This is a genomic window from Variovorax sp. AC103 (assembly GCF_979254005.1).
In genome coordinates, this window is sequence record NZ_CEEDFC010000002.1 from 166,499 (window position 1) to 191,278 (window position 24,780).

General features: G+C 69.0%; 25 protein-coding genes. 11 read left to right on the top strand and 14 right to left on the bottom strand.

Annotated elements, in window-relative coordinates; translation table 11 throughout:
* Positions 1-85: 85 nt before the first annotated feature.
* Together AC0IYU_RS03445 and AC0IYU_RS03450 are read right to left on the bottom strand one after the other, a co-directional pair.
* A complete protein-coding gene (locus AC0IYU_RS03445; protein ID WP_472113060.1) occupies positions 86-940 on the bottom strand; it encodes a pirin family protein in 855 nt (284 codons plus the stop codon).
* Positions 937-1,521, bottom strand: coding sequence for an NADPH-dependent FMN reductase (locus tag AC0IYU_RS03450; RefSeq protein ID WP_472113063.1), 585 nt, complete (start codon positions 1,519-1,521; stop codon positions 937-939). The genes AC0IYU_RS03445 and AC0IYU_RS03450 overlap by 4 nt, the downstream gene beginning before the upstream one ends.
* Before the next feature lie 129 nt (positions 1,522-1,650).
* Between AC0IYU_RS03450 and AC0IYU_RS03455 the strand changes: the two genes are divergently transcribed.
* Together AC0IYU_RS03455 and AC0IYU_RS03460 are read left to right on the top strand one after the other, a co-directional pair.
* Positions 1,651-2,577, top strand: coding sequence for a LysR family transcriptional regulator (locus tag AC0IYU_RS03455; protein ID WP_472113066.1), 927 nt, complete (start codon positions 1,651-1,653; stop codon positions 2,575-2,577).
* A 39-nt stretch (positions 2,578-2,616) separates the two neighbouring features.
* Complete coding sequence (locus tag AC0IYU_RS03460; protein ID WP_116911885.1) at positions 2,617-3,093, top strand: FKBP-type peptidyl-prolyl cis-trans isomerase; 477 nt, start codon at positions 2,617-2,619, stop codon at positions 3,091-3,093.
* Between the two features lie 37 nt (positions 3,094-3,130).
* Here the strand turns inward: AC0IYU_RS03460 and AC0IYU_RS03465 are convergent, their stop codons facing one another.
* Entirely contained in the window at positions 3,131-4,669 is a 1,539-nt protein-coding gene (locus AC0IYU_RS03465; protein ID WP_472113069.1) for a CYTH and CHAD domain-containing protein, read from the bottom strand.
* Positions 4,670-4,825: 156 nt separating this feature from the next.
* Between AC0IYU_RS03465 and AC0IYU_RS03470 the strand changes: the two genes are divergently transcribed.
* Together AC0IYU_RS03470 and AC0IYU_RS03475 are read left to right on the top strand one after the other, a co-directional pair.
* Positions 4,826-5,242 carry a VOC family protein gene (locus AC0IYU_RS03470; protein ID WP_435486684.1) on the top strand — a complete coding sequence of 139 codons (417 nt, stop codon included), beginning with the start codon at positions 4,826-4,828 and terminating at the stop codon, positions 5,240-5,242.
* Between the two features lie 161 nt (positions 5,243-5,403).
* Entirely contained in the window at positions 5,404-6,471 is a 1,068-nt protein-coding gene (locus tag AC0IYU_RS03475; RefSeq protein ID WP_472113072.1) for a pirin family protein, read from the top strand.
* Between the two features lie 22 nt (positions 6,472-6,493).
* Here the strand turns inward: AC0IYU_RS03475 and AC0IYU_RS03480 are convergent, their stop codons facing one another.
* The 3 genes from AC0IYU_RS03480 to AC0IYU_RS03490 form a co-directional block, all read right to left on the bottom strand.
* The gene (locus AC0IYU_RS03480; RefSeq protein ID WP_435486682.1) at positions 6,494-6,784 is read right to left on the bottom strand and encodes a YciI family protein; all 291 of its coding nucleotides are present in this window, start codon (positions 6,782-6,784) and stop codon (positions 6,494-6,496) included.
* A 102-nt stretch (positions 6,785-6,886) separates the two neighbouring features.
* Positions 6,887-7,903 (bottom strand): tripartite tricarboxylate transporter substrate binding protein, encoded by a 1,017-nt coding sequence (locus AC0IYU_RS03485; protein ID WP_472113075.1) that lies wholly within the window; start codon positions 7,901-7,903, stop codon positions 6,887-6,889.
* Between the two features lie 98 nt (positions 7,904-8,001).
* Complete coding sequence (locus tag AC0IYU_RS03490; protein WP_435486680.1) at positions 8,002-9,093, bottom strand: tartrate dehydrogenase; 1,092 nt, start codon at positions 9,091-9,093, stop codon at positions 8,002-8,004.
* A gap of 116 nt (positions 9,094-9,209) precedes the next feature.
* Here AC0IYU_RS03490 and AC0IYU_RS03495 point away from each other — a divergent pair, with 116 nt between their 5' ends.
* Positions 9,210-10,148, top strand: a complete 939-nt coding sequence (locus tag AC0IYU_RS03495) for a LysR family transcriptional regulator (protein WP_472113077.1) — start codon at positions 9,210-9,212, stop codon at positions 10,146-10,148.
* Here the strand turns inward: AC0IYU_RS03495 and AC0IYU_RS03500 are convergent.
* Entirely contained in the window at positions 10,135-11,460 is a 1,326-nt protein-coding gene (locus AC0IYU_RS03500) for an Nramp family divalent metal transporter (protein ID WP_472113080.1), read from the bottom strand. The genes AC0IYU_RS03495 and AC0IYU_RS03500 overlap by 14 nt on opposite strands.
* A gap of 123 nt (positions 11,461-11,583) precedes the next feature.
* Here AC0IYU_RS03500 and AC0IYU_RS03505 point away from each other — a divergent pair, with 123 nt between their 5' ends.
* Positions 11,584-11,892, top strand: a complete 309-nt coding sequence (locus tag AC0IYU_RS03505) for a putative quinol monooxygenase (RefSeq protein ID WP_435486678.1) — start codon at positions 11,584-11,586, stop codon at positions 11,890-11,892.
* An 89-nt stretch (positions 11,893-11,981) separates the two neighbouring features.
* On the opposite strand, the gene gap is transcribed toward AC0IYU_RS03505, so the two are convergent.
* Together gap and AC0IYU_RS03515 are read right to left on the bottom strand one after the other, a co-directional pair.
* On the bottom strand, positions 11,982-12,983 hold the full coding sequence (gene gap / locus AC0IYU_RS03510; RefSeq protein ID WP_472113083.1) for a type I glyceraldehyde-3-phosphate dehydrogenase: 1,002 nt from the start codon (positions 12,981-12,983) through the stop codon (positions 11,982-11,984).
* 63 nt (positions 12,984-13,046) lie between these two features.
* Positions 13,047-15,149 carry a transketolase family protein gene (locus AC0IYU_RS03515; protein WP_472113086.1) on the bottom strand — a complete coding sequence of 701 codons (2,103 nt, stop codon included), beginning with the start codon at positions 15,147-15,149 and terminating at the stop codon, positions 13,047-13,049.
* A gap of 145 nt (positions 15,150-15,294) precedes the next feature.
* Here AC0IYU_RS03515 and speD point away from each other — a divergent pair, with 145 nt between their 5' ends.
* The 4 genes from speD to AC0IYU_RS03535 are packed head-to-tail and all read left to right on the top strand — an operon-like array spanning position 15,295 to position 18,766.
* Positions 15,295-15,684: an adenosylmethionine decarboxylase gene (gene speD, locus AC0IYU_RS03520; RefSeq protein WP_472113088.1), complete on the top strand. Its 390-nt coding sequence runs from the start codon at positions 15,295-15,297 to the stop codon at positions 15,682-15,684.
* Between the two features lie 14 nt (positions 15,685-15,698).
* Positions 15,699-16,427, top strand: a complete 729-nt coding sequence (locus tag AC0IYU_RS03525) for a nucleotidyltransferase family protein (protein WP_472113623.1) — start codon at positions 15,699-15,701, stop codon at positions 16,425-16,427.
* Positions 16,424-17,368 (top strand): hypothetical protein, encoded by a 945-nt coding sequence (locus AC0IYU_RS03530; RefSeq protein ID WP_472113091.1) that lies wholly within the window; start codon positions 16,424-16,426, stop codon positions 17,366-17,368. Before AC0IYU_RS03525 ends, AC0IYU_RS03530 begins: the two co-directional genes overlap by 4 nt.
* A 6-nt stretch (positions 17,369-17,374) precedes the next feature.
* On the top strand, positions 17,375-18,766 hold the full coding sequence (locus AC0IYU_RS03535; protein WP_435439762.1) for an aminopeptidase P N-terminal domain-containing protein: 1,392 nt from the start codon (positions 17,375-17,377) through the stop codon (positions 18,764-18,766).
* Here the strand turns inward: AC0IYU_RS03535 and AC0IYU_RS03540 are convergent.
* A complete protein-coding gene (locus tag AC0IYU_RS03540; protein WP_435486673.1) occupies positions 18,708-19,682 on the bottom strand; it encodes a LysR family transcriptional regulator in 975 nt (324 codons plus the stop codon). The genes AC0IYU_RS03535 and AC0IYU_RS03540 overlap by 59 nt on opposite strands.
* A 130-nt stretch (positions 19,683-19,812) precedes the next feature.
* Between AC0IYU_RS03540 and AC0IYU_RS03545 the strand changes: the two genes are divergently transcribed.
* Positions 19,813-20,889, top strand: a complete 1,077-nt coding sequence (locus AC0IYU_RS03545; protein WP_472113094.1) for an aldo/keto reductase — start codon at positions 19,813-19,815, stop codon at positions 20,887-20,889.
* Between the two features lie 5 nt (positions 20,890-20,894).
* Here AC0IYU_RS03545 and AC0IYU_RS03550 read toward each other — a convergent pair whose 3' ends face one another.
* From AC0IYU_RS03550 to AC0IYU_RS03565, 4 genes are all read right to left on the bottom strand, one after another.
* Complete coding sequence (locus tag AC0IYU_RS03550) at positions 20,895-21,257, bottom strand: DUF3325 domain-containing protein (RefSeq protein ID WP_435486671.1); 363 nt, start codon at positions 21,255-21,257, stop codon at positions 20,895-20,897.
* Positions 21,257-22,930, bottom strand: coding sequence for a PepSY-associated TM helix domain-containing protein (locus tag AC0IYU_RS03555; protein ID WP_472113097.1), 1,674 nt, complete (start codon positions 22,928-22,930; stop codon positions 21,257-21,259). Before AC0IYU_RS03555 ends, AC0IYU_RS03550 begins: the two co-directional genes overlap by 1 nt.
* A complete protein-coding gene (locus AC0IYU_RS03560) occupies positions 22,927-23,235 on the bottom strand; it encodes an iron transporter (protein ID WP_472113099.1) in 309 nt (102 codons plus the stop codon). The genes AC0IYU_RS03555 and AC0IYU_RS03560 overlap by 4 nt, the downstream gene beginning before the upstream one ends.
* Before the next feature lie 175 nt (positions 23,236-23,410).
* A complete protein-coding gene (locus AC0IYU_RS03565) occupies positions 23,411-24,763 on the bottom strand; it encodes an esterase-like activity of phytase family protein (RefSeq protein ID WP_472113102.1) in 1,353 nt (450 codons plus the stop codon).
* Between the last annotated feature and the right edge of the window lie 17 nt (positions 24,764-24,780).

Genomic DNA, 24,780 nt, shown 5'->3' on the forward strand with positions numbered 1-24,780 from the left:
TGTGCGGGAAGTCGTTCGAGGGATCGAACGATTCTGGCGCAGTCGCCCGCCGCGCGCACGCGCGGGTTTCGCAGGCCGTGCGGCTTTACCCGAGCCGCCCTTGCTGCCGCAGCGTCGCGCCGATGCGCCGGATCTCGGCCTCGCCCTGCTCGAGCGTCGAGCGGCTCGTGTGCACCGAGTAGTGGCCCATCACCAGTTCGTGCGGATGCTTCACCGCCGAGCCCAGCACGAAGGCCGTGTCGCCCCGGGCGGTGAAGTCGATCGCGTCCTGCGACTCGTCGAACACCGCGAGTTCGCCGCCGCCGATGGGGCCGCCCCGGTCGTCGCCGGTTGCGAGCGCGCCTTCGTTGACCGCGACCCAGCCCACCGTGTGCCCGGCCGGCGGCACGTAGCGCCAGTGCTCGCCGTCTTTCAGCTGCACGGCCAGGTAGTTCATCGACGCGGGCGCCGCTATTGCGCTACGCGCCGCGCCATAACGTCCGAGCAGCACGCGCGCCGGGCCTTCCTGCGGCACCTGCGCGGGCGCGAGGTACAGGCTTTGCGCGGGCGCGTTCTCTTCAGAAGCCGGCAGCGCCACCCACAGCTGGAAGCCGCGCACGCGCGTCACGCCCGGCGCGGGGCCGCCGGTGTGCCACACGCCGTTGCCGGCGCGCATCCACTCCACGCCGCCGCCCAGCAGCGTGCCTTTCTCGCCGGTCGTGTCTTCGTAGAGCGTGTCGCCTTCGATCAGGTAGGTGAGCGTGGCGATGCCCGAGTGCGGATGCAGGCCGAAGCCCTTGTGGCCGCCGGTGGTGTCGAAGCCGAAGAGGTCGAGGAACACGAAGGGCTTGAGAAATTCGCCCAGGTCGCCCGGGCTCACCAGCCGCGTGATGCCGCCGTGCTTCGCGCCGCGCGTGCGGTAGACGATGGCGCGGGCCTGCGTGACTGTGTCGGTGCTCATGCGGCCTCCCTTGCGGTCTTCAGCGCGCGGGTCCACCAGGCCATGTCGTCGAGCATGGCGGTGGCAGCCTGTGCGAGGTGAGGGAAGTCGTCGAACGACTTGCCCTGCTGCCAGATGCCCATGAACTCCACCATGCCGATGTGCACCGCATGGCGCACCGGCGCCATCTGCATCTCGACGGCAACGAGCCGCAGCTGCTCGACGGCCCGCGCCGCGCCCACGCCGCCGTAGCCCACGAAGCCGATCGGCTTGCGAATGAACTCCTTGTAGGCCCAGTCGATCGCGTTCTTCAGCACCGCGCTCGGGCCGTGGTTGTATTCGGGCGTGACGACGACCAGGCCGTCGAAGGTGGCCAGCTTCGCCTGCCAGCGCTGCGCGGCCTCGTTCTTCACCGGACCCCACGCGGGGGCGCCGGCCTCGTCGAAGAAGGGCAGCGGATGGTCGCGCAGGTCGACGAGTTCGAAGGCCAGGTCGGTGCGCTGCTTTGCGATCTCGTGGATCCAGCGGGCGGGCTTGTCGCCGAAGCGGCCTTCGCGGGTCGAGGCGATGACGATGCCGATGCGGGGTTGTGCCTGGGTCATGGGGGGCTCCTGATGGGTTGGCATGGCGGCCGGGGTGGCCATGCACCGAAGCTTAGGCACGCACCCATTGATCGACTAGACGGTAGAGTCGGATTGCACTCATCCAGAATTCGAAGGAATCAACCCGCCATGCTCGACCTCAACGACATCGCCATGTTCGTGCAGGTGGTGCGCCACGGCAGCTTTGCCGAGGCCGCCCGCCGGCTCGGCCTGCCGCCCAACACCGTGAGCCGGCGCGTCCAGCAGCTCGAGGCGCAGCTGGGCACGCGGCTGATGCAGCGCTCCACGCGCAAGCTGACGCTGACCAGCGCGGGACAGGCCTTTCACGAGCGATGCGCGGGGGCGGTCGACGGGCTGGTGGCGGCGGGGCAGGAACTGGTGGCGGGCGGGCAGGCGCCCAGCGGGCTGATCCGGGTGGCGGCGCCGGCGGATTTCTTCGATTTCTTCCCGATGGAATGGGTGGCGGACTTCCTGGCCGAACACCCCCTGGTCAGGCTCGACTTCGTGCTCAGCGACGCCGCCGCCGACCTGATCGCCGAGCAGATCGACGTGGCGTTCCGCGGCGGCGTGCTGCGCGATTCGGGCTATATCGGCCGGCGGCTGGCCACGCGCAGCGGCGGCCTGCTGGCCAGTCCCGCCTACCTCGCGCGGCGCGGCGCGCCCGCGACCTTGCAGGCGCTGGCGGACCACGACTGCGTGACGCCGCCGCACCCGGCCGGCCACACCACATGGCGGCTCACGGGCCCCGACGGGGTGCAAGAAGAAGTGCAGGTCGCCGGGCGCTTCACCGGCAACACGGCCCAGGCGCTGCGCAAGGCCGCGCTGGCCGGCATGGGCATCGCGCAGCTGCCGCCGTCGATGGCGACGCGCGACGAGCAGGAAGGGCTGCTCGTGCGGGTGCTGCCGCAGTACGCGTACACGGGGCGGGGGCTGAGCGTGGTCTACCCGAGCCGCAAGCACCTGCCGCTGGCGGTGTCGGCGTTCATCGAGATTGTGGTGGGCAAGCTGGGGCAACTGGACGTGCTGCAGGAGCCCGTGCCTTCAGGGAAAGCCTAGCCGCCTGCGCTTTTTCGTTTCCACTGAAAATGCCTTCCCATGAAAATCGAAAAAGACACCGTCGTCACCATCAAGTACAAAGTCTCCGACGCCCAGGGCAAGCTCATCGAGGCGAGCCCCGAGCCGATGGCCTACCTGCATGGCGGCTACGAGAACACGCTGCCCAAGATCGAGGAAGCGCTCGACGGCAAGGAGAAGGGCTACCAGACCGTGGTGAACCTCTCGCCCGAAGACGCCTTCGGCCAGCGCGACGAGGCGCTGGTGCGCAGCATTCCCAAGGCCGAGTTTCCGCCCGGCGTGAAGATCGGCGGGCAGCTGCAAGGCCGCCTGGACGACGGCACCGAGCATGTCTTCACCGTGATGAAGATCAAGGGCCCGGTCGTGCTGCTCGACGGGAACCATCCGTGGGCCGGCAAGGCGCTGAAGTTCAGCCTGCAGGTGACGGATGTGCGTGCGGCGCTGCCGGTGGAGATCGAGCACAAGCATGTGCATGGGGCGCACGGGCACCATCACTGACGACTGAAGCAGCCGGGTCGCCGGGACCGGCGGCCGCTCAGTTCTTCTTCCAGAACCTCGGCGCGTCCCCGATCTTTCCCAGCGCCTTGCGGCAGGCCTTCGCGCCGCCCGCATGCCGCGCAGTGAACCAACCCACCGCAAACCACGCGCGCGCATCGCGTTCCGTGGCCTCGCGGTACAGCGCCAGCGCGACCGCCTCGTCGTTGAACTCCCCCAGCGCGTCCTGCGCGGGCCGCAGCGCCTTCAGGTAGCGCTCGGCGGCCTCCTTGTCTTCGCCCTCGAACAGCGGCGCCACGAACTCCGCCAGGTAGCGCAGGCGCTTGAGCCGCTTGCGCACGCGGTGCTGGCTTTCGGTTGCCAGTGACTCGAAGCGCTCGCCGTCGCGCACCGCCTGCTTGTGCAGCTTCTGCAGGCGCTTGCGCAGCAGGCGGCGGGCGTCGTCGGCACTGGCCGCGGCGGATTCCGCCGGCGCCAATGCGGTGAAGCCGATCAGCGAAACCAGCACGTCCTGGAACGCCGCAGCACGCACCACATCGCCTGCAGACGACGCGCTGGACGCCGCGTCGCCCGCCATCGGGTCGAAGGCCGGCCCGCCCGCTTCGCGCAACAGGGGCTGCGCGAGCTTCACGACCTGTTCGCGGTCGCGCAATTCGCCGAGCGCGCGGAAGGCGTCGACCAGCGGCGGCTCCCACGCGGCGGCCTCGAACAGCCCTGAGTCCGCATCGAGCGGCGCCAATTCGCGCAGCGCCGTGCGCAGCCGCCGGATGCCGATGCGCAGCTGGTGAATCTGCTCTTCGTCCGCGGGGTCGGTATTGCCCGCCGCAATCTCGCTGGCATTCGGCAGCATCTGCGCCAGGCAGGACGCGACCACGGCCTGCTGAATCGCCCGGCCGTCGGGGTGCTGCGCGGCGAAGCGCGGCGGCTGCGCCTTCACCGCTTCCACGCGGTCTTGCGCGGCCAGCAGGCGCGCGCCGCGCTCGGCCTTCGACACGGTGCCGAACCACAGCCCATGCTGCTGCGACCAGCGCCGCGCGAGCGACACCAGGCCCCGCACGTCGCCGCTCTTGAGTTCCAGCTCCAGCTCGCACACCGGCGATTGGCGCTGTTCGGGCGTGCCAGCGTGCGCGACGACCTTGCCGACGTCCAGCGCCATCTCGACCACCGCGCCACCGGGCCCCGTCACGCGCACGTCGCGCGTGAGCCGCACGATGTCGGTCGATTGCCGTTCGACCAATGCAGCATCTCCCCCCTCCGCCAGCAGTTTGGCGAGCCGTTCGCCCACGGGCGTGCCCTGGTGGCGCTGCGGATCGATTTGCGGCGCCTTGCCCGCCGTGCCCAGGTCGACGTTGTGCTCCAGCCGGTGCAGCGCGTTGTCGCCCGTGGCCTTCACGGTCTGGACCCAGCGCGGGCCTTCCTTGCGCAGCCGCAGCACCATGCCATGGGCGGCCAGCCGCTGGTCGGCGGTGTCGAAGTAGCGGGCCTGCAGGCGGGTGCGCACGACGGCGCCGCGCTTCAGCGCGGCTTCGACGGCCTTCAGGCGGCCGGGGGGAATGCAGAACTTGAACTCGATTTCCATAGCCGCCGATGATGCGCGCGCCGCATCCGCCAGCAGCGCAAAACCCCCGCGCCGAAATTCATGTGGACGCCGTCCATTTTCTTTGGTATCTTTTGTGGACGGCGTACACAAACACCGGAAATCCTCCATTCATCCTCATCGACACAGGACGACACCATGGCCACCAAGCAGATCTTCGTGAATCTCCCCGTCAAGAACCTCGACAAGACCAAGGCTTTCTTCGCCGCCCTGGGCTACACCTTCAACCCGCAGTTCACCGACGCCAATGCCGCGTGCATGGTGGTGCAGAAGGACAGCATCCACGTCATGCTGCTGGTGGAAGACTTCTTCAAGACCTTCACGGCCAAGGCCATCGCCGACACCGGCAAGACCACCGAGGTGCTGCTGTGCCTGTCGTGCGAGAGCCGCGCCGAGGTCGACGACCTCGTGGCCAAGGCGGTGGCGGCCGGCGGCACCACGCCGCGCGAGCCGCAGGACTACGGCTTCATGTACGGCCACGGCTTCCAGGACATCGACGGCCACCTGTGGGAGCTGATGTACATGGACCCGAACGCAGAAATGCCCAAGCAGTAAGGCATCGACCGACCCGGCAGGAGGAACGAACGATGCCCATCGTTCCATACGCGCTCTTCACTGTTGCAGGCAAGGCACCTACCGGAAGGCGCTTGCGCCCCGATATTCCAGCCATCGGCAAGGCACCATCGGCCATGCCCCCCATGGAAAGGAATAACGACATGTCCGAAGACAACAACAAGCGCGCAAGCCCCGTCCTGCAGGTCGCGCCCCTCGGGTTCCCGTGGCAGACGATCGACCCGTTCCTGTTCTGCGTGTACCACGACGACGCCTACCCGCAGGGCAACGGCCGCATGGGCCCCGAAGCCTCGCTCGCCGGGCGCCAGATCGGCCAGGACTTCAGCCGCAAGGACGGCTGGAGCATGTACCACGGCGACACGGTGCCGGGCTTTCCCTCGCACCCGCACCGCGGCTTCGAGACGGTGACCATCGTGCGCAAGGGCCTGGTCGACCACTCCGACTCGCTGGGCGCCACCGCGCGCTTCGGCGGCGGCGACGTGCAGTGGCTCACGGCCGGCAAGGGCATCGTGCATTCCGAGATGTTCCCGCTGCTCGACGCCGGTGCGCCGAACCCGCTGGAGCTGTTCCAGATCTGGCTCAACCTGCCGGCGCGCAGCAAGATGGCCGAGCCGCATTTCACGATGCTGTGGTCCGACGACATTCCGCGTTTCGCGTCCGACGACGCCAAGGGCGGGCGCACCGACGTCGCGGTGATCGCGGGCAAGCTCGGCGACGCCCTGAACGGCCAGGCGCCGATCCAGCCGCTGGCGCCGCCGCCCGATTCGTGGGCCGCGCAGGCCGACGCCGACGTGGCCATCTGGACGATCAAGATGACGCCCGGCGCGCAATGGACGCTGTCCGCCGCCACGGGCGAGGACACGCGGCGCATGCTGTACTTCTTCAAGGGCGCGACGGCGCACGTCGGCGGCGAGCGCGTGCAGGGCCCGGTGGCCATCGAGCTGCGCGCGGACATGGCCGTCGAGCTGGTCAACGGCCCCGACGAGGCGAGCGAGTTCCTGGTGCTGCAGGGCCGCCCGATCGCCGAGCCGGTGGTGCAGTACGGCCCCTTCGTGATGAACACGCAGGCCGAGATCAGCCAGACCATGGCCGACTACCGGCGCACGCAGTTCGGCGGCTGGCCCTTCGACAATTCGGCACCGGTTCATGGCCGCGAGACGGCGCGCTTCGCGAAGCACCCGGGCGGGCGCGAGGAAGTGCCTGTGGCCTGACCGAGCCTTGCGGGCGGGGGCGTCAGAGGGTCTTCAGCACCTCGGCGCCCAGCGCGGTCATGCTCGGGATGAACTCGAGCACCTCCGTGCGCGCCACACCGTTCTGCACGAACGGGTCGCGCGCCAGCACCGCGTCGAGCGCCTCCCGGTCGCCCGAGCGCGCCAGGATCACACCCCCCTTGCGCGGCACCTGCCGGCCAGAGGCCACGAACAGGCCGCTCGCATAGTGCTTCTTGAGCCAGGTGACATGCGCGTCCATCAGGGCGTCGAGTTCCTCGAGCGGGCGGACGTAGGTGAGGGTGACGATGAACATGGCGGGATGGCGGGAGTTCAAGAAACGCCATCCTATGGGCTCGGCGTGTTGCCGACTGCGCCAAGGTGTGCGCACCGGTAACCGCCGGCGCGCCGGCGCGGGCTAGTCGATCGCCACGCCGCCTTCCTTCACCAGCTTCGCGAACTTGGCCGTCTCCTCGCGGATCTGCTTCGCCATCTCGTCCTGCGTGCCACCCAGCGGCTCGGCGCCGATGGCCTGCATGCGCTGCGCGAAGTCGGGCGAGTGGATGATCTTCACCATCTCGGTGTTCAGCCGCGCCAGCACGTCCTTGGGCGTGGCCGCCGGCGCGAGCACGCCGAACCAGGTGCCGATGTCGAAACCCTTGAGCCCCGCTTCTTCCAGCGTGGGCACGTCGGGCAGCACCGACGAGCGGCGTGCCGTGGTCACGGCCAGCGCGCGCAGCTTGCCGCTCTTGATGTGCTGCAGCACCGGCGTGATGGTGTCGAAGGACATCGCCACCTGCCCGCCCAGCAGGTCGGTGGTGAGCGGGCCGCTGCCCTTGTAGGGCACGTGCAGCAGCGTGGTGCCAGTGCTGGCCTGGAACTGCGTGCCGATCAGGTGCTGCGCCGTGCCGTTGCCGTTGGAGCCGTAGGCCAGCTTCTCGGGCGTGGCCTTGGCCAGCGCCACCAGTTCGGCCACGTTCTTCGCGGGCGTCTGGGCCGCATTGACGACCAGCACGTTGGGCACCATGGCCACCACGGTGACGGGCGCCAGGTCTTTCTGGAAGTCGTAGGGCAGCTTCTTGTAGACGCTGGTGGCGATGGTGTGGTGCACCGCGCCCATCAGCAGCGTGTAGCCGTCGGGCTTGGCCTTGGCCACGTAGTCGGCCCCGAGCGTGGCGCCGGCGCCGGGCCGGCTCTCGACCACCACGGGCTGGCCCAGCGACTGCGAGAGCTTGTCGGCCAGCGCACGCGCCAGCACGTCGGTGGTGCCGCCCGCGGGGAAGGGCACGACGAGGCTGATGGGCCGCGCGGGCCAGCCGGCGGGCTGCTGCGCGAAGGACAGCGCGGTTGCACCCAGGCCCAGGCCCAGCCCGAGCCCCAGGGCGGTGGCGCGAAGCACGGTGCGCCGGCGGCGCGCGTCGAAAAAAGCGGTCATGGTGTTTGTCTCCGGCTTGTTGTCGTGGTGCGCGCATCGAGGCACGCGAATACCGTCGGGGTCGCTCGAAATCGATCAGGCCATCAAGGCCCGGGCCGTCAGGCGGCCATGCGCTGCGGCACGCCGGCGATGTGGTCGCACACCGCGCGCGTCACCTGCGCCGTGGTCGCGCTGCCGCCCAGGTCGCGCGTGTGCAGCGACGGGTTGGCCGTGACGTGCTCCACCGCCGCCATCACGCGGCGCGCGGCCTCGGCCTCGCCCAGGTGCTCCAGCAGCATCACCACCGACCAGAAGGTGCCGACCGGATTGGCCAGCCCCTTGCCCATGATGTCGAAGGCCGAGCCGTGGATGGGCTCGAACATCGAGGGGTAGCGGCGCTCGGGGTCGATGTTGCCGGTGGGCGCAATGCCCAGGCTGCCCGCCAGCGCCGCCGCCAGGTCACTGAGGATGTCGGCATGCAGGTTGGTGGCGACGATGGTGTCCAGCGTGGCCGGTCGGTTGACCATGCGCGCGGTGCACGCGTCGACCAGCTCCTTGTCCCAGGCGACGTCGGGGAACTCCCTGGAGACCTGCAGCGCGATCTCGTCCCACATCACCATCGCGTGGCGCTGCGCGTTGCTCTTGGTCACCACCGTGAGCAGCTTGCGCGGCCGCGAGCGGGCCAGGGTGAAGGCGAAACGCATGATGCGTTCGACGCCCGCGCGGGTCATCATGCTCACGTCTGTGGCGGCTTCGATGGGGTGGCCCTGGTGCACGCGGCCGCCGACGCCCGAGTATTCGCCCTCGGAGTTCTCGCGCACGATCACCCAGTCGAGCTGGCCCGGCGCGCAGCGCTTGAGCGGGCCGTCGATGCCCGGCAGGATGCGCGTGGGCCGCACGTTGGCGTACTGGTCGAAGCCCTGGCAGATCTTCAGGCGCAGTCCCCACAGCGTGATGTGGTCGGGAATGTGCGGGTCGCCCGCGGAGCCGAAAAGAATGGCGTCTTTCTCGCGCAGCGCGTCCAGGCCGTCGGCCGGCATCATCTCGCCGTGCGCGCGGTACCAGTCGCCGCCCCAGCCGAAGTCCTCGAAGCTGAACTGCAGCGCGCCGCCGGAAGCCGCGGCCAGCGCCTCCATCACCTCGCGACCCGCGGGGATCACTTCCTTGCCGATGCCGTCGCCGGGAATGGTGGCAATGCTGTAGCTGCTCATCGATGTCCTTGTGAATGTGTGCTCTGTCGAAAGAGCCCACTGTAGGATTCGATGCGCCGAACGATTCATGCCGAAAGTGAATCCATCCTTAACTTCAATTCAACAGTGAGGTGGCCATGACATCCCCCGTCCAGCCCGCCGACCTCGGCTTCTTCGCCACGCTCGCGGCCTGCGGCAGCCTGAGCGCCGCGGCGCGCGAGCTCGGCATCAGCACGCCGGCGGTGAGCAAGCGGCTCGCGCTGATGGAAGCGCGCCTGGGCGTCACGCTGGTGAACCGCACCACGCGGCGCATGAGCCTCACGCCCGAAGGCGAGCTCTACGTGGCCAGCGCGCGGCGCATCCTCGGCGAGATCGACGACATGGCACAGCAGCTCGGCGGCGCCAATGGCGAGGCACAGGGCCTGCTGCGCGTGAACGCCACGCTGGGCTTCGGGCGCAGCCATGTGGCGCCGCTCATCTCGAAGTTCGTGCGCAAGCATCCGCAGGTGGAGGTGCAGCTGCAGCTCTCGGTCAACCCGCCGCCGCTGTCCGACGACGCCTTCGACGTCTGCATCCGCTTCGGCGCGCCGCCCGAGGCGCGCGTGATCGCGCGGCGCATCGCGTCGAACCGGCGCCTGCTGTGCGCCTCGCCCGCCTACCTGGCGCGCGTCGGCACGCCCAAGGTGCCGAACGACCTCACGCACCACCGCTGCATCGGCATCCGACAGGGCGACGAGGCCTACGGCGTGTGGCGCCTGAGCACGGGGCGCGGCACGGCGCAGCGCACCGAGGCGGTGAAGACGCGGGGCGCGCTGAGCACCAACGACGGGGAGATCGCGGTCAACTGGGCGCTGGACGGCCACGGCATCCTGATGCGCGCCGAATGGGACATCGCGCGCTACCTGCGCAGCGGCCGGCTGGTGCAGGTGCTGGCCCACTGCCGCACGCCCGACGCCGACATCCACGCGGTGTACCCGCAGCGCCACCAGCTCTCGGCGCGCGTGCGGGCCTTCGTCGATTTCATGGCCGCGGCGCTGGGCAAGGACGACGCCGAACCGGCGCTCAGCCGCCGCTGAGCACCGAGCCCACCAGCCACACGTTGGCCGCGCCGATCACGCCGAACAGGCCCCAGGCCAGCAGCTTGACCACCGGCCCGTTGGCGAAGCTGCCCATCATGTCGCGCCGGCTCGTGAAGCGAATCAGCGGCCACATCGCGAACGGCAGCTGGAAGCTCAGCACCACCTGGCTGAGCACCAGCATCTTGCCCACGCCGCCGTCGCCGAACCACCAGACGCCGAGGAAGGCCGGGCCCAGCGCCAGCAGGCGCGTGATCAGCCGGCGCTGCCAGCACGGGATCTTCATGTCGAGAAAGCCTTCCATGATGATCTGGCCCGCGATGGTGCCGGTGAAGGTCGAACTCTGCCCCGAGGCCAGCAGCGCAATGCCGAACAGCGTGGCCGCGAACGCGCTGCCCACGATGGGTTCGAGCAGCCGGTAGGCGTCGTCGATCTCGGCCACTTCGCGGTGACCCGTGGCATGGAACGCGCTGGCCGCCAGCACCATGATCGCAGCGTTGACCAGCAGCGCGAGCGACAGCGACACCACCGCGTCGAGCGTGCAGAAGCGCACCGCCTCGCGGCGCGCCGCGTCGGTGTCGGCCACGAGGCGGGTCTGCACGATGGACGAATGCAGGTACAGGTTGTGCGGCATCACGGTGGCGCCCACGATGCCGATGGCCAGGTACAGCGCGCCCGGCTGGTGCAGCCGCTCCAGGGCGGGCGCGAAGCCCATCGCCACGCCGAACCAGTTGGGCGGCGCCATCGCCAGCTCGACAATGAAGCAGCCCGCGATGGTGCCCACCAGCCCGAGCACGATGGCCTCCACGCGCCGGAAGCCCGCGCCCTGCAGGCCCAGCACCAGCAGCGTGTCGAAGGCCGTGATGGCGATGCCCACCGGAATCGACACGCCGAACAGCAGGTGCAGCGCCAGCGCGCTGCCCAGCACCTCGGCCAGGTCGCAGGCCACGATGGCCAGTTCGGCGCCCAGCCACAGCAGCCGATTGACGCGCGGCGAATAGTGCTCGCGGCAGGCGCGCGCCAGGTCTTTCTGCGTGACCAGGCCCAGGCGCACGCACAGCGTCTGCAGCAGCATCGCCGCCAGGCTCGCGAGCAGCACCACGAACAAGAGGCCGTAGCCGAAGCGCGAACCGGCCTCGATGTCGGTGGCCCAGTTGCCGGGGTCCATGTAGCCGACCGACACCAGCAGGCCCGGGCCCGCGTAGCGCATCAGCTTCTTGATGAACGGCAGGTCTTGCGGGACGGCGACGCTGCCCTTCACTTCGGACGGGCAGAAGGGCGCGGTGGCCGTGCGGGGCAGCGGAAAGAACATGCGCGCGATGATAGGGACAAGCCTGCGAAGTTGTCGCGGACCGGACCCGCGCCCTCTGCGCGGCGGCGCGAAATCTCTTAGATTCGAGCGTCGAAATTCCTACACACCCTGGAGACCTTTCACATGATCCACGTCGTCGCAGTCATCACCGCCAAGCCGGGCCAGCGCGCCGCATTGCTCGAGGCCTTTGCCGCCAACCGCGCGGCCGTGCTGGCCGAAGCGGGCTGCATCGAGTACGGCGCCGCGGTCGATGCGCAAGGTGTCCCCACGTCCAAGGCCAGCTTTGGCCCCGAGACCTTCGTCGTGATCGAGAAGTGGGAAACGCTGGCCCATCTGCAGGCCCATGCAGTGGCACCGCACATGAAGGAGCACGGCGCGAAGACCAAGGAGCTGGTCGAGAGCAAGCTGATCCACGTGCTCGAGCCGGTCTGAGCCTGGGCGAAAAGCAGCGCGGACGCGCCTTGCGGCCACCCATGAAAAAACGCGCCCTCGGGCGCGTTTTTCATTGAAGCCGCGAAGTCTTACTTCGACACGACCTTCACCATTTCGAGGCACTTGTTCGAGTAGCCCCATTCGTTGTCGTACCAGCTCACCAGCTTCACGAAGGTGCTGTCCAGCGCGATGCCGGCTTCGGCGTCGAAGATGGAGGTGCGCGGGTCGCCGCGGAAGTCGGTGGCCACCACCTTGTCTTCCGTGTAGCCCAGCACGCCCTTCAGCGCACCTTCGCTCTGTGCCTTCATTTCGGCGCAGATTTCCTTGTACGTGGCTTCCTTCTCGAGTTCGACCGTGAGGTCGACCACCGACACGTCGGAGGTCGGCACACGGAAGCTCATGCCCGTGAGCTTCTTGTTGAGCTCGGGAATCACCACGCCCACGGCCTTGGCTGCACCGGTGCTGGACGGAATGATGTTTTCCAGGATGCCGCGGCCGCCGCGCCAGTCCTTGTTGCTCGGGCCGTCCACGGTCTTCTGCGTGGCGGTGGTGGCGTGCACGGTGGTCATCAGGCCGCGCTTGATGCCCCACTTGTCGTTCAGCACCTTGGCCAGCGGGGCCAGGCAGTTGGTGGTGCAGCTGGCGTTGCTGATGATGGCTTCGCCGGCGTACTTCTTGTCGTTCACGCCGTAGACGAACATGGGGGTGTCGTCCTTCGACGGTGCCGACAGGATGACCTTCTTGGCGCCCGCGTCGATGTGCTTCTGCGCCGTTTCCTTGGTGAGGAACAGGCCGGTCGATTCGAGCACGACGTCGGCGCCGACTTCGTCCCACTTGAGCTGCGACGGGTCGCGCTCCTGCGTCAGGCGGATCTTCTTGCCGTTCACGATCAGCGTGTTGCCTTCGACCGTGACTTCACCCTTGAAGCGGCCGTGCACCGAGTCGTACTGGAGCATGTAGGCCAGGTAGTCGGGCTCGAGCAAGTCGTTGATGGCAACGATTTCGATGTCGTTCTTGAAGTTCTGCACCGCTGCGCGCAGCACGTTGCGACCGATGCGGCCGAAGCCGTTGATACCGAGTTTGATAGCCATCTGACTTGCTCCTAAGGTTGAAAAACTTGTTGTGAACCGGCAAGAAGAAACGCTGCGCGACGGTCAGTCGCGCAGTGCCGCTTCCACCGTGGCGGCCACGTTCTCCGCCGTGAATCCGAAGTACTTGAACAGTTCCGGCGCGGGCGCCGACTCGCCGTACGTGTCGATGCCGACGACGGCGGCGCAGCCGTACTTCCACCAGCCGCCCGTGCAGCCCATTTCAACGGCGATGCGCGGCAGCTTCTTCGGCAGCACGGCCTTCTTGTAGGCGAGGTCCTGGCGGTCGAAGGTGGTGGTCGAGGGCATCGACACCACGCGCACGGCGATCTTCTTTTCGGCCAGCAGCTTCTGCGCGGCCAGTGCGAGCTGCACTTCGGAGCCGGTGGCGATGATGACGGCGGCTGTCTTCTTGCTCTTGAGGCCCACGGTTTCCGGCTCGGACAGCACGTAGGCGCCGCGGCTGATGTCGCCGAGTTCGCTCTTCGGTGCGTAGGCGATGTTCTGGCGGCTCAGCAGCAGCGCGGTCGGGCGCGTCTGGTTTTGCAGCGCCACGGCCCAGGCCACGGCGGTTTCGGCCGTGTCGCCCGGACGCCAGACGTCCAGGTTGGGAATCAGGCGCAGCGAGGCGGCGTGTTCGATCGACTGGTGCGTGGGGCCGTCTTCGCCCAGGCCGATGGAGTCGTGCGTGAACACGTGGATCACGCGGTGCTTCATGAGCGCGGCCATGCGGATGGCGTTGCGGCTGTAGTCGCTGAACGTGAGGAAGGTGCCGCCGTAGGGGATGTAGCCGCCATGCAGCGCCACGCCGTTCATGATGGCCGCCATGCCGAACTCGCGCACGCCGTAGTTGATGTGCCGGCCGATGGTGCCGTGCGGCACTTCCACCGGGGCTTCGGGCTTGGCTTCGTCTTCGGCGCCTTGCTTGGCGTCGACCGCCGGCACGTTCATGACCACGGCGCCGGTCTTCGCGTCGAAGCGCAGGGCGGCAGTGCTCTTGGTGTTGGTGAGGTTGGAGCCGGTCAGGTCGGCGCTGCCGCCGAGCATTTCGGGCAGCGCGGCGGTGAAGGCTTCCAGCGCGAGCTGGCTGGCCTTGCGGCTGGCCACGGTCTCGGCCTTGGTGTGGGCGGCGACCACGGTGTCGAACGCCACCTGGTGGAAGTTCTTGGGCAGCTCGCCCTTCATGCGGCGCGTGAACTCGGCGGCCAGCTCGGGGAACGCCACGGCGTAGGCGGCGAACTTGGCGTTCCACTCGGCTTCGATGTTGGCGCCGGCTTGCTTGTGGTCCCAGTCGGCGTACACCTCGGCCGGGATCTCGAAGGGCGCGTAGTGCCAGTCGATGGCATCGCGCGTGAGCTTGATTTCTTCGGCGCCCAGCGCCTCGCCGTGCGCCTTGGCGGTGCCGGCGCGGTTCGGGCTGCCCTTGCCGATGACGGTCTTGCAGTTGATGAGCGTGGGCTTGTCGGTCGACTGCTTGGCCTTGGCGATGGCCTTGGACACTTCGGCGGCGTCGTTGCCGTCGATCGGGCCGATCACGTGCCAGCCATAGGCGTGGAAGCGTTCGGCCACGTTGTCGATGTACCAGGGCTTGACCTGGCCGTCGATGCTGATGCCGTTGTCGTCGTACAGGGCAATGAGCTTGTTCAGGTGCCAGGCGCCGGCCAGTGCGCAGGCTTCATGGCTGATGCCTTCCATCATGCAACCGTCGCCCAGGAAGGCGTAGGTGTGGTGGTCGACGATGTCGTGGCTCTTGCGGTTGAACTCGGCGGCGAGCAGCTTTTCGGCCAGCGCGAAGCCCACGGCGTTGGTGATGCCCTGGCCCAGCGGGCCGGTGGTGGTTTCCACGCCGGGGGTCACGTCGACTTCGGGGTGGCCGGCGGTCTTGCTGTGCAGCTGGCGGAAGTTCTTGAGCTCGCCGATCGGCAGGTCGTAGCCGGTGAGGTGCAGCACGGCGTACAGCATCATCGAGGCGTGGCCGTTCGAGAGCACGAAGCGGTCGCGGTCGAACCAGTGCGGGTTCGCGGGGTTGTAGCGCAGGTGATCGCCCCAGAGCGCGACGGCCATGTCGGCCATGCCCATCGGTGCACCCGGATGTCCGGAGTTCGCTTGTTGGACGGCATCCATGGCCAGCGCGCGAATCGCGTTGGCCATCAGGGCTTGGTTTGCCATGGGCATGGGGCTTTCGGGGGAAAAGGGTGGGTGGGATTGGGGGGAACCCGCGATTTTACCGGGCGAGCCCGCCGGGGCGCCGATACAGGCCGAACACCCGTCCGATGCGCTCCTGTGCCGGGCCGGACTGCTAGAGTTGCCACCCATGCTTGGGCTGCACCTTACCGCCGACCTCCACGACTGCCAATGCGGCCTTCAATGGCTCACCGACCGGGAGGCCCTGGGTGCCGTCTGCATGAAGGCGGTGGCCGCCGCCGGCCTGCAGGCGGTGGGCAAGCTGGTCCACGGATTTCCCGCCACGCCCCTGGGGCCGGGCGGCGTCACGGCCACGGTGCTGCTGGCCGAATCGCACCTGTGCATCCACACCTGGCCCGAGCAGCGCGGCGTGACGCTGGACGTGTATGTGTGCAACTTCGGCGGCGACCATTCGGCCAAGGCGCATGCGCTGATGGAATGCCTGGTGTCGCTGTTCCAGCCCCGTCACAGCGAGCGCAACGAACTGCAACGCGGGCGCGTGGCAGCAGGCGCGCAATGACCCCGGTCCGCGCGATGGTGCTGGCCGCCGGGCGCGGCGAGCGCATGCGGCCGCTGACCGACGCCTGCCCCAAGCCCCTGCTCGAGGTGCGCGGCAAGCCTTTGATGCAGTGGCCGATGGAAGCGCTGGCCGCCGGAGGGTTCACCAAGCTGGTGGTCAACACCGACTGGCTGGGCGCGCAAATTTCAGACCATTTCGGCGCAACACCCTTGATGGACAAGGGTGTCGCGCTATCAATTTCATACTCCGACGAGGGCCGCGACTTCGGCGGCGCGCTGGAGACGGCCGGTGGCATCGTGCGCGCGCTGCCGCTGCTGGGCGAGGTGTTCTGGGTGGCGGCCGGCGATGTGTTCGCGCCCGATTTCACCTTCACGCAAGCCTCGGTCGAGCGCTTTGTCGCCAGCGGCAAGCTCGCCCACCTGTGGCTGGTGCCCAACCCCGAACACAACCCGAACGGCGACTTCGGCCTGGCACCCGACGGCCTGGCGCTGAACACGGCGCCCGAGAAGTTCACCTTCTCCACCATCGGCCTCTACCGCGCCGCGCTGTTTACGCCGCCGTACTGCGACATTCCGGCCGGCAACCCCGAAGGCCGCAAAGCCCCCTTGGCCCCGATCCTGCGCGCCGCGATGGAGCGCCGGCAGGTGAGCGCCGAGCTCTACGCCGGCCCCTGGACCGACGTGGGCACGCCGCAGCGGCTGCAACAACTCAACGCCGGCGTGGTGCCGGCGCCCGACGCATGACGATCGCCCCGCTGCCCGACGCGCTGCGCCTGCTGCCCCTGCGCATTCACGACCTGGCCCTGGAAACAGCCGCCGAACGCAACGGCGGCGCGCCCGAAGACCCGCTGAGCGTGCCGATGTACGAAAGCGACTTCACGCGCCTGAGCCTCGCGCCCATGCGCCAGGGCTGGCATGTCGAGTATTTCGGCGAGACCTGGGGCGAGGCCTTCGAGGAAACGCTGGCCTGCCTGGCCCGCCAGGACGTGGCCGACTGCATCACCTCGCTGTCGTTCAGCGGCGTCGACAGCGGAGCGAACGGCACGCGCGACTGGACCTTCGCGCCGCTGCTCGACAGCCCGGTGATGTTCCCGCGCCTGCGCTCGCTGTTCATCAAGCCCACGCAGCCGGAGGACCACAACCAGTCGCTCGTGTGCGCGAGCGGCCGCATCCTCAAGGAAGGCGGCGACATCGCGCGCTGGGTGCGCAAGACGCCGCGCCTGAGCGAGCTCACCGTGCCGAACGCGCCGGACGCCGACTTCTTCGCGGTGCCGCTGCCGCAGCTGGGCAGCCTGTGCATCGGCGCCCATTTCGACACCCAGGGGTTCATCCGCAACCTCGCCGCGGCGGCGCACCTGCCGGCGCTGCGGCTGCTGGACTTTTCCGAATCCACCGAGCAGCAGATGGTGTGGCCGCCCGACCGGGCGCCCGGCGGCATCACGCCCTTCGAGGACTACGAGGCCCTGCTGCAAGGCCCCATGGGCGCGCAGCTGCGCGTGCTGAGGCTGCGCAACACCTGCCTGGACCTGGCGCAGCTCGAACGGCTGCAGGGCGTGCGCAAGGGGCTGCAATTCATGGTCATCCAGTCAACGATCGGCGGGTACGTCAGCCACTTTGCGCAGGATGTGTTCCCATGGCGGCACCTGGTTCCCGCGGACCCCGGACTTGCACCGTATCGAAAGTGAAAACCCATGCTCATTGACACCACGATCTACGCCGAGCGCCGCGCGCGCCTCGCCGCGCAACTGGGCAAGGACGGCATCGCCCTCATCCCCACGGCCCCCGAGCGCCAGCGCAACCGCGACAGCGACTTCCTGTTTCGCCACGACAGCTACTTCTACTACCTGACCGGCTTCACCGAGCCCAACGCCTGGCTGGTGCTCTCGGGCGACGGCCGCGCCACACTGTTCTGCGCGCCCAAGGACCTGGAACGGGAAATCTGGGACGGCTTTCGCCTCGGCCCCGAGGCCGCGCCCGCCGCGCTGGGCGTGGACGACGCCCTCTCGATCAACGAGCTCGACACGAAGCTGCCCAAGCTGCTCGAGAACAAGTCGACCGTGTGGTTTCCCTTCGCCACGCACAAGGGCCTGGAGACCCGCATCGACGGCTGGCTGCAGTCGGTGCGCGCGCGCGTGCGCTACGGCGCGCTGTGCCCCGAGGAGCAGCGCGACCTGTGCGGCCTGCTCGACGAGATGCGCCTCGTGAAGGACGCGCACGAGCAGGACGTGATGCGGCGCGCCGCGCAGATCAGCGCGCGCGCCCACATCCGCGCGATGCAGCTGTCGGCGCGCATGCTGCGCGAAGGCAAGGACGTGCGCGAGTACCACCTGGACGCCGAGCTGCTGCATGAATTCCGCCTGGGCGGCTCGCAGTACCCGGCCTACGGCTCCATCGTCGCGGCGGGCGCCAATGCCTGCGTGCTGCACTACCGCGCCGACGCCGCGCCGGTGCGCAAGGGCGAGCTGGTGCTGATCGACGCGGGCTGCGAGCTCGACAGCTATGCCAGCGACATCACGCGCACCTTCCCGGCCGACGGCAAGTTCAGCGGCCCGCAGCGCGCGCTGTACGACCTGGTGCTGCAGAGCCAGTACGCCTCGGCCGCCGCCACCAAGGCCGGCAACCGCTTCAACGACCCGCACGACGCGGCGGTGAAGGTGCTGGCGCAGGGCATGCTCGACCTGGGCCTGCTCGACGCCAACAAGGTCGGCGGCCTGGACGACGTGATCGACTCGCGCGCCTACTTCCAGTTCTACATGCACCGCACCAGCCACTGGCTGGGCATGGACGTGCACGACTGCGGCAGCTACGTCGAGCCCACGCAGGTCGGCGAAGTGAGCGAGCGAAAAGATCCGCTGTCCAACGAAGTCATCAAGAACCGCCCGAGCCGCATCCTGCACCCGGGCATGGTGCTGACGCTGGAGCCCGGCATCTACGTGCGCCCCGGCGAGGGCGTGCCCGAGCAGTTCCACCACATCGGCATCCGCATCGAGGACGACGCGATCGTCACGGCCACCGGCTGCGAGCTCATTTCGCGCGGCGTGCCGGTGGACGCGGACGAGATCGAGGCGCTGATGCGGGCTTGACCGCCCGCTGCGACACCGGCGGCGGCGCATGCCGCGCCTGTAGGAAGTCGATGAACACCCGCAGCTTGCGCGGCATCTGCGCGCGGCTCGGGTGGTACAGATAGAAGCCCGGAAAGGTCGGCCACCAGCGCTCCAGCAGCGGCACCAGCCGGCCGCTTTCGAAGTCTTCGCGCACTGCGCCTTCGAAGGCCGAGGTGATCCCCGCGCCCGCGCGCGCCGCGGCCAGCAAGACCTCGCTGTCGTTGCTGACCAGCGGCCCCGGCAGCGCGATGTCCAGCACGCGCCCGTCCTGCGCGTACTCCCAGCGATAGAGGCCGCCCGTGCTCAGGCGGTAGTTCAGGCAGCGGTGCTCGCGCAGGTCTTCGGGCACCAGTGGCGGCTTGCGGCCCTTCAGGTAGCGCGGCGCGGCGAAGGTGACCATGCGCAGCGGCCCGCCCACCGGCACGGCCACCACATCCTGTGCAAGGCTTTCGCCGAGCCGGATGCCGGCGTCGAAGCCGCCCTCGACCAGTTCGACCATGCGGTTGTCGCAGACCAGCTCGAGCGTGATGTCGGGCCAGGTGTCCGCGAAGTCGCCCAGGTACGGAAAGAGCAGCAGCTCGGCCGCCACCCGCGAGACGTTCAGGCGCAGCAGTCCGGCTGGCTTGTCGCGCGCCTCGTCGAGGCCTTCGACCGCCTGGGCCAGCGCGTCGAGTGCGGGTCGCGCGCCGTTCAGCAACTGCTGGCCCAGTTCGGTCACGCCGACCCGCCGCGTGGTGCGGTCCAGCAGGCGCACGCCCAGGCGCTGCTCCAGCGTGCGCACGGTCTGCGACAGGGCCGAGGGCGACACGCCCAGTTCTTCCGCGGCGCGCGTGAAGCTGGCGTGGTGCGCCACGCGGGCGAAGGCGGCGATGGCAGGGAGCAGCTCGGGCGACATGGCTTTCATTATGAAGACAGGCTTCACAAAGCATCAACCCCAGCGGGCTGTTTCCAGAGGAATTCCGAGCCTACCTTCGAGGCCATGGCGATGCGACCGCACCGCCAGCCATCTCGAAAGGACATTCACCATGAAGCTCGACAACTACCTCACCCTCGGCCGCTCGGGCCTGCGCGTCAGCCCGATGTCGCTGGGCACCATGACCTTCGGCAGCGACTGGGGCTGGGGCGCCGACGCTGTGGAGTCGCGCCGCATGTTCGACCTGTACGTGGAGCGCGGCGGCAACTTCATCGACACGGCCAACTTCTATACCAACGGCAGCTCGGAGAAGCTGCTGGGCCAGTTCATCGCCGAGCGGCGCGAGTCGGTGGTGCTGGCCACCAAGTACACGCTGAACATGCAGCCCGGCAACCCCAACGCGGGCGGCAACCACCGGCGCAACATGGTGCGCTCGGTCGAGGCCAGCCTGAAGCGCCTGGGCACCGACTACATCGACCTGCTGTACCTGCACATCTGGGACAACCTCACGCCCATCGACGAAGTGATGCGCGGCTTCGACGACCTCGTGCGCTCGGGCAAGGTGCTCTACGCGGGCATCTCCGACACGCCGGCCTGGCAGGTGGCGCGCATGCAGACGCTGGCCGACCTGCGCGGCTGGACGCCGCTGGTGGCGCTGCAGATCGAGCACAGCCTGATCGAGCGCACCGTGGAGCGCGAACTGCTGCCGATGGCCCACGAGCTCGGCCTGGGCGTGATGGCGTGGTCGCCGCTGGGCAGCGGCGTGCTGTCGGGCAAGTACACGCGCGCCGACCTCGCGCAGATGAAGGGCGCCACGTCGGGCACGGCAGGCGTCTCGGGCACGCGCAAGGACCTGGTCGCCATCAACGGCGCGCTGAGCGGCCGCACGCTCGACATCGCCGACGTGGTCGCGCAGATCGCGAAGGAGCAGGGCCGCTCGTCCGCGCAGATCGCGCTGGCCTGGCTGCTGCACCGCAGCGCGCCGACCGTGATGCCGATCGTCGGCGCGCGCACCTTCGCGCAGTTCGAGGACAACCTGGGTGCGCTCGACGTGGAACTCGATGCCTCGGCGCTGCAGCGTCTCGATGCAGTCAGCGCCGTGCCGATGGGCTTCCCGCACGACTTCATGGCGCTGCCGGTGACGCAGGGCGTGCTCTCGGGCGGCACCGCGGCGCGGCGCCCGGCCTGAACGGCTCAGGCCAGCAACAGGAGCAGCAGGTAGAGCAAGCCGCCGCCCACGGCGACGAGCGCCGCGGCCGACCCGATCCACGGAAACCGCCGCGGCGCGCAGCCCAGCAGCCCGACCGTCGCCAACGCGGCGGCCGTGAGCGCGCCCAGCCACAGCACCCAGCCGATCGAGCTCCCCGCGGCCTGCAGGCTCGCGGCCAGCGACAGGCACAGCAGCACGGTGCCGCCCAGCTGCAGCCAGCGCCGCCACGTGCCCGGCGAGCTGCCGCGGCCGTAGACGTCTTCGCTGTGGCGGTCCATCGCGAGGCTCAGCGCGCAGAAGCCGCCGAGCGAAGCGGCGAACACGAGGGCCAGGAGCAGCGAATCCATCACGAACCCTGTTCCGAGGTGACGAGCGCGGACTGCGCCGCAGGCGTGGCCTTGGCCGCCGGCGGAGCGGCCTTCCTGGCCAGCGACTTGCGGCGCTTGCGCTCCACGATCCAGACCGCGCTCGCCAGGCCCAGGCCCAATGCCATCGCGACGAGGTCGAAGCCGGCCACCGCGCTCGGGCCCGAACGCAGGCTCACGGTCAGCGGCGCGGGACCTGTGAACGCGTTGAGCACCGGCAGCAGCACGAACAGCAGTGCGCCGAATGCCAGCTGCGCCTGCCACATGCGCAGCGTCGGTCGCAGCAGGCCGAGCACGGCGGTCGCGCCCCAGACGATGAAGAACCAGCGGATCTCGACCGCGCCGCGCTCGGCCACGTCGACCGGCACCAGCCGGTTGGCCCAGAAGAAGGCGGCCATCGCCACCGGCAGGCCGGCGACGGCGCCGACGTTCAGGCCGTCGACCAGCCGCAGGCCGAAACCGATGCGCCCGCCCTGCTTGAGCGTCTTGGCGAACTTCTGGCGCTCCTTCACGGCCCACAGCAGCAGCCCGGTCGCCACCATCAGGCAGCCGGCCAGGCCCGAGAGGAAGAACAGCGCGCGCAGCAACGGATCGCCGAAGCGCCCGATGTGCAGGCCGTAGAGCACGCCGCGCGTTTGCGCGGCCGGCCGGGGCACGTCACCGAAGGCGCCGATCAGCGCGCCAGTGGCGCCGTTGAACTGCATCGACGGCTGGTCGTACGACAGCTGCGGCCCTTCGGCGCGCGTGAGCGAGACCACCGCATTGGCATCGTTGGGCTGGTGCACCGTGATGCGGCCCACGGCGGCGCCGTTCCAGTGCGCCGAGGCCTGGGCCAGCATCGGCGCGAGGGGCGCCAGCGGCGCCTTGGTGCCCGAGGCCTTGACCTGGTCGCGGCCGCTGCCCGGGAAGGCTTCGGCGAAGAAGGCCTGCTCGCCGCCGCGGTCCTTGTAGGCCACCTGCGGGCCCCAGGGCATGTACATGAACATCAGCGTGACCAGGCCGGTGTACGTGATCATCAGGTGATAGGGCAGCGCGAGCACCGCCGTCACGTTGTGCGCGTCGAGCCAGGAGCGCTGGCCCTTCTTCGGGCGAAAGGTGAAGAAGTCCTTGAAGATGCGCTTGTGCGTGACGATGCCGCTGAAGATGGCCACCAGCATGAACATCGCGCAGAAGCCCACGATCCAGCGTGCCCACAGCGCGGGCATGTAGTGCAGGTCGAAGTGCAGGCGGTAGAAGAACTCGCCGCCGCGGGTGGCGCGCGGCGCGGACATCGCTTCGCCGGTGGCCGGGTCGAGCGAGGCGCGGTCGAAGCGGCGGCGCGGCCTCTCGGCGGGTGCGCCACCGGCGGCGGCGGGCGCCGGCGCGGCGAGATACAGCACGTCGGTCGAGGGCTGGCGCTCGGTCGGCAGGTTGATGAACCAGCGCGGGCTGCCGGCGCCGTGCCGCTGCAGGTAGGCCACGGCGCCTTCGGCGGCCTGGACCGGCGGCACCGCGTGCTGCGCCACCGCGTGCAGCTCGGGCTTCATCCAGAACGTGATCTCGTCCTTGAAGTACGAGGCCGTGCCGGCCGCGAACACCATGAACAGCACCCAGCCGACCAGCAGGCCCGACCAGGTGTGCAGCCACGCCATCGACTGGCGGAAACCTTCCTTCATGCGGCGCCCCCGGCGATGCGCAGGAGCACGAACAGCAGCACGGCGAGCGGTGCGGCGGCAACGGCCAGGCCGGTCCATGCGCGCATGGCGGTGCGCGCGGCAAAGACCCACATCACGGCCAGCGCGAAGACGATGAAAGAGGCCAGCGTGCCGGTCATGGCGGCTTCGCTGCGTGCCATGCCGAAGGCGGCGGGCAGGCACAGCGCGAGCACGGCGGCAGAGAGCGCCGCCACGCCGTAGCCGCCGGCAATGGCGGCCACCGCGCGGGACGCCACGCCGAGGCGATGGCGAACGCCGGTGCTCACGCCGCGCGCCGGACGGCGCGCGAGGTCGTTCGGAAATTCATGGGAAAGGGGACGAGGGAATATGCTTGAAGATGAGAATCATACGCATCTGGCGCAATTTCCCCAACCCGCCCCTCACCCGCCCTGCCTGCGCGCCGGGGCAATGCGGCCCCCGGGAGCGCCCCGTGCCCGCCGCCTACTTCGCCTGCAGCAGCGCGCCCGCTTCCAGCAGCACCAGCTCGTTGTCGTCGGCCTTGTTCGGCTCGCGGCTGCTCGAGAAGGGCAGGTTGTTGTCGTTGCCGACCACGATGTGCGTGGCGTCGACCACGTCGACGTTCTCGATGGTGAAGAACGGGAACTTCAGCGCGCCGTCGTTCAGCGGCTTGCGCGCGAGCTTGTCGGGATCGGCAATGTTCAGCAGGTCGATGTAGCCGATCTTGCGCACCGGGCCGCCCACGTTGGCGTCGCTCAGCTCGACCTTGTAGACGCGCTTGAACTTCGCGATGTCGTGGAAGCAGTCGGTGCGCTTCTGGCCTTCGGGGCAGGCCTTGTCGGAGGTGCCTTCGCCGTTGTCGCGCTCGATGACGAGGCCCGTGGTGGCGTCGATCATGTTGAAGTCGCCGATGGCGTTGCCGTTGGCTTCCAGCACGTACTTCCAATGGCGCCCCGTCCACTTCTCGGTGGCCACGTCGAACTCCAGCATGCGCAGCGCCTCCTTGCCCTCCACGCGCTCGTAGTCCTTGGCCTCGGCATTCCACACCGGCCCTTCGAGCAGCGCATACAGCTTGCTGCCGTCCTTCGAAGACGCCATGCCCTCGAAGCCCTTGGAGCGCTTGATCTGGAAATCGACCGCGCCACCGGGCACGCCCGGCGTGGTCACGGCCGGATGGTCGGGCGAGCGCACGGCCTTGCCGTCGACCAGCGTGTCGAACACCGCGAGCACCTTGCCCTTGAGGTCGGCCTTGATCAGGAAGGGGCCGAACTCCTCGCCGATCCACAGCGCGCCGCCGGCGAACTGGAAGCTCTCGGGGTCGAAGTCCGAACCCGTCAGGTAGCGCTGCCTGGTGCCTTCGTGGACGATGCGAAACGGCACCTTCTTGTCGGGGTCGTGCAGGAACACGGTTTGCAGCCGGTCGAACTTGCCGCTCTTGAAGTCCACCTTGTAGTGGTTCAGGTAGAGCATGAAGTCGGGCGAGTTGGCCTTGGCGCCCGCGCCGTTGTCGGTGAGGATCCAGAACGTGCCGTCGTCCATCTTCTTGATGCCCGAGTGGCCCTGCAGCGGCTGGCCCTTGAAGGGCACCGAGATCCCCGTGCCGCGCCCGGCAGAGAGGCCTTCGACGGTGCCGATGGCCTCGACGCGCCTGGGCGTCGTGAACTTGCCGCTGACCTGCAGGTCGGCCGGCGCGTCCTTCGGCGCGGCCACGAAGCTCTGCGCGGGCAGCACGGCGTGGCCGGCGAGCGTGGACGGAAAGGCGGTCTGCGCCGCCGCGCTGCCGCAGGCGAGTGCGGTGGCCAGGGCAATGAAGGAAAGAGAAGCGAGGCGCGTCATGAACGAAGAAGTTCCAA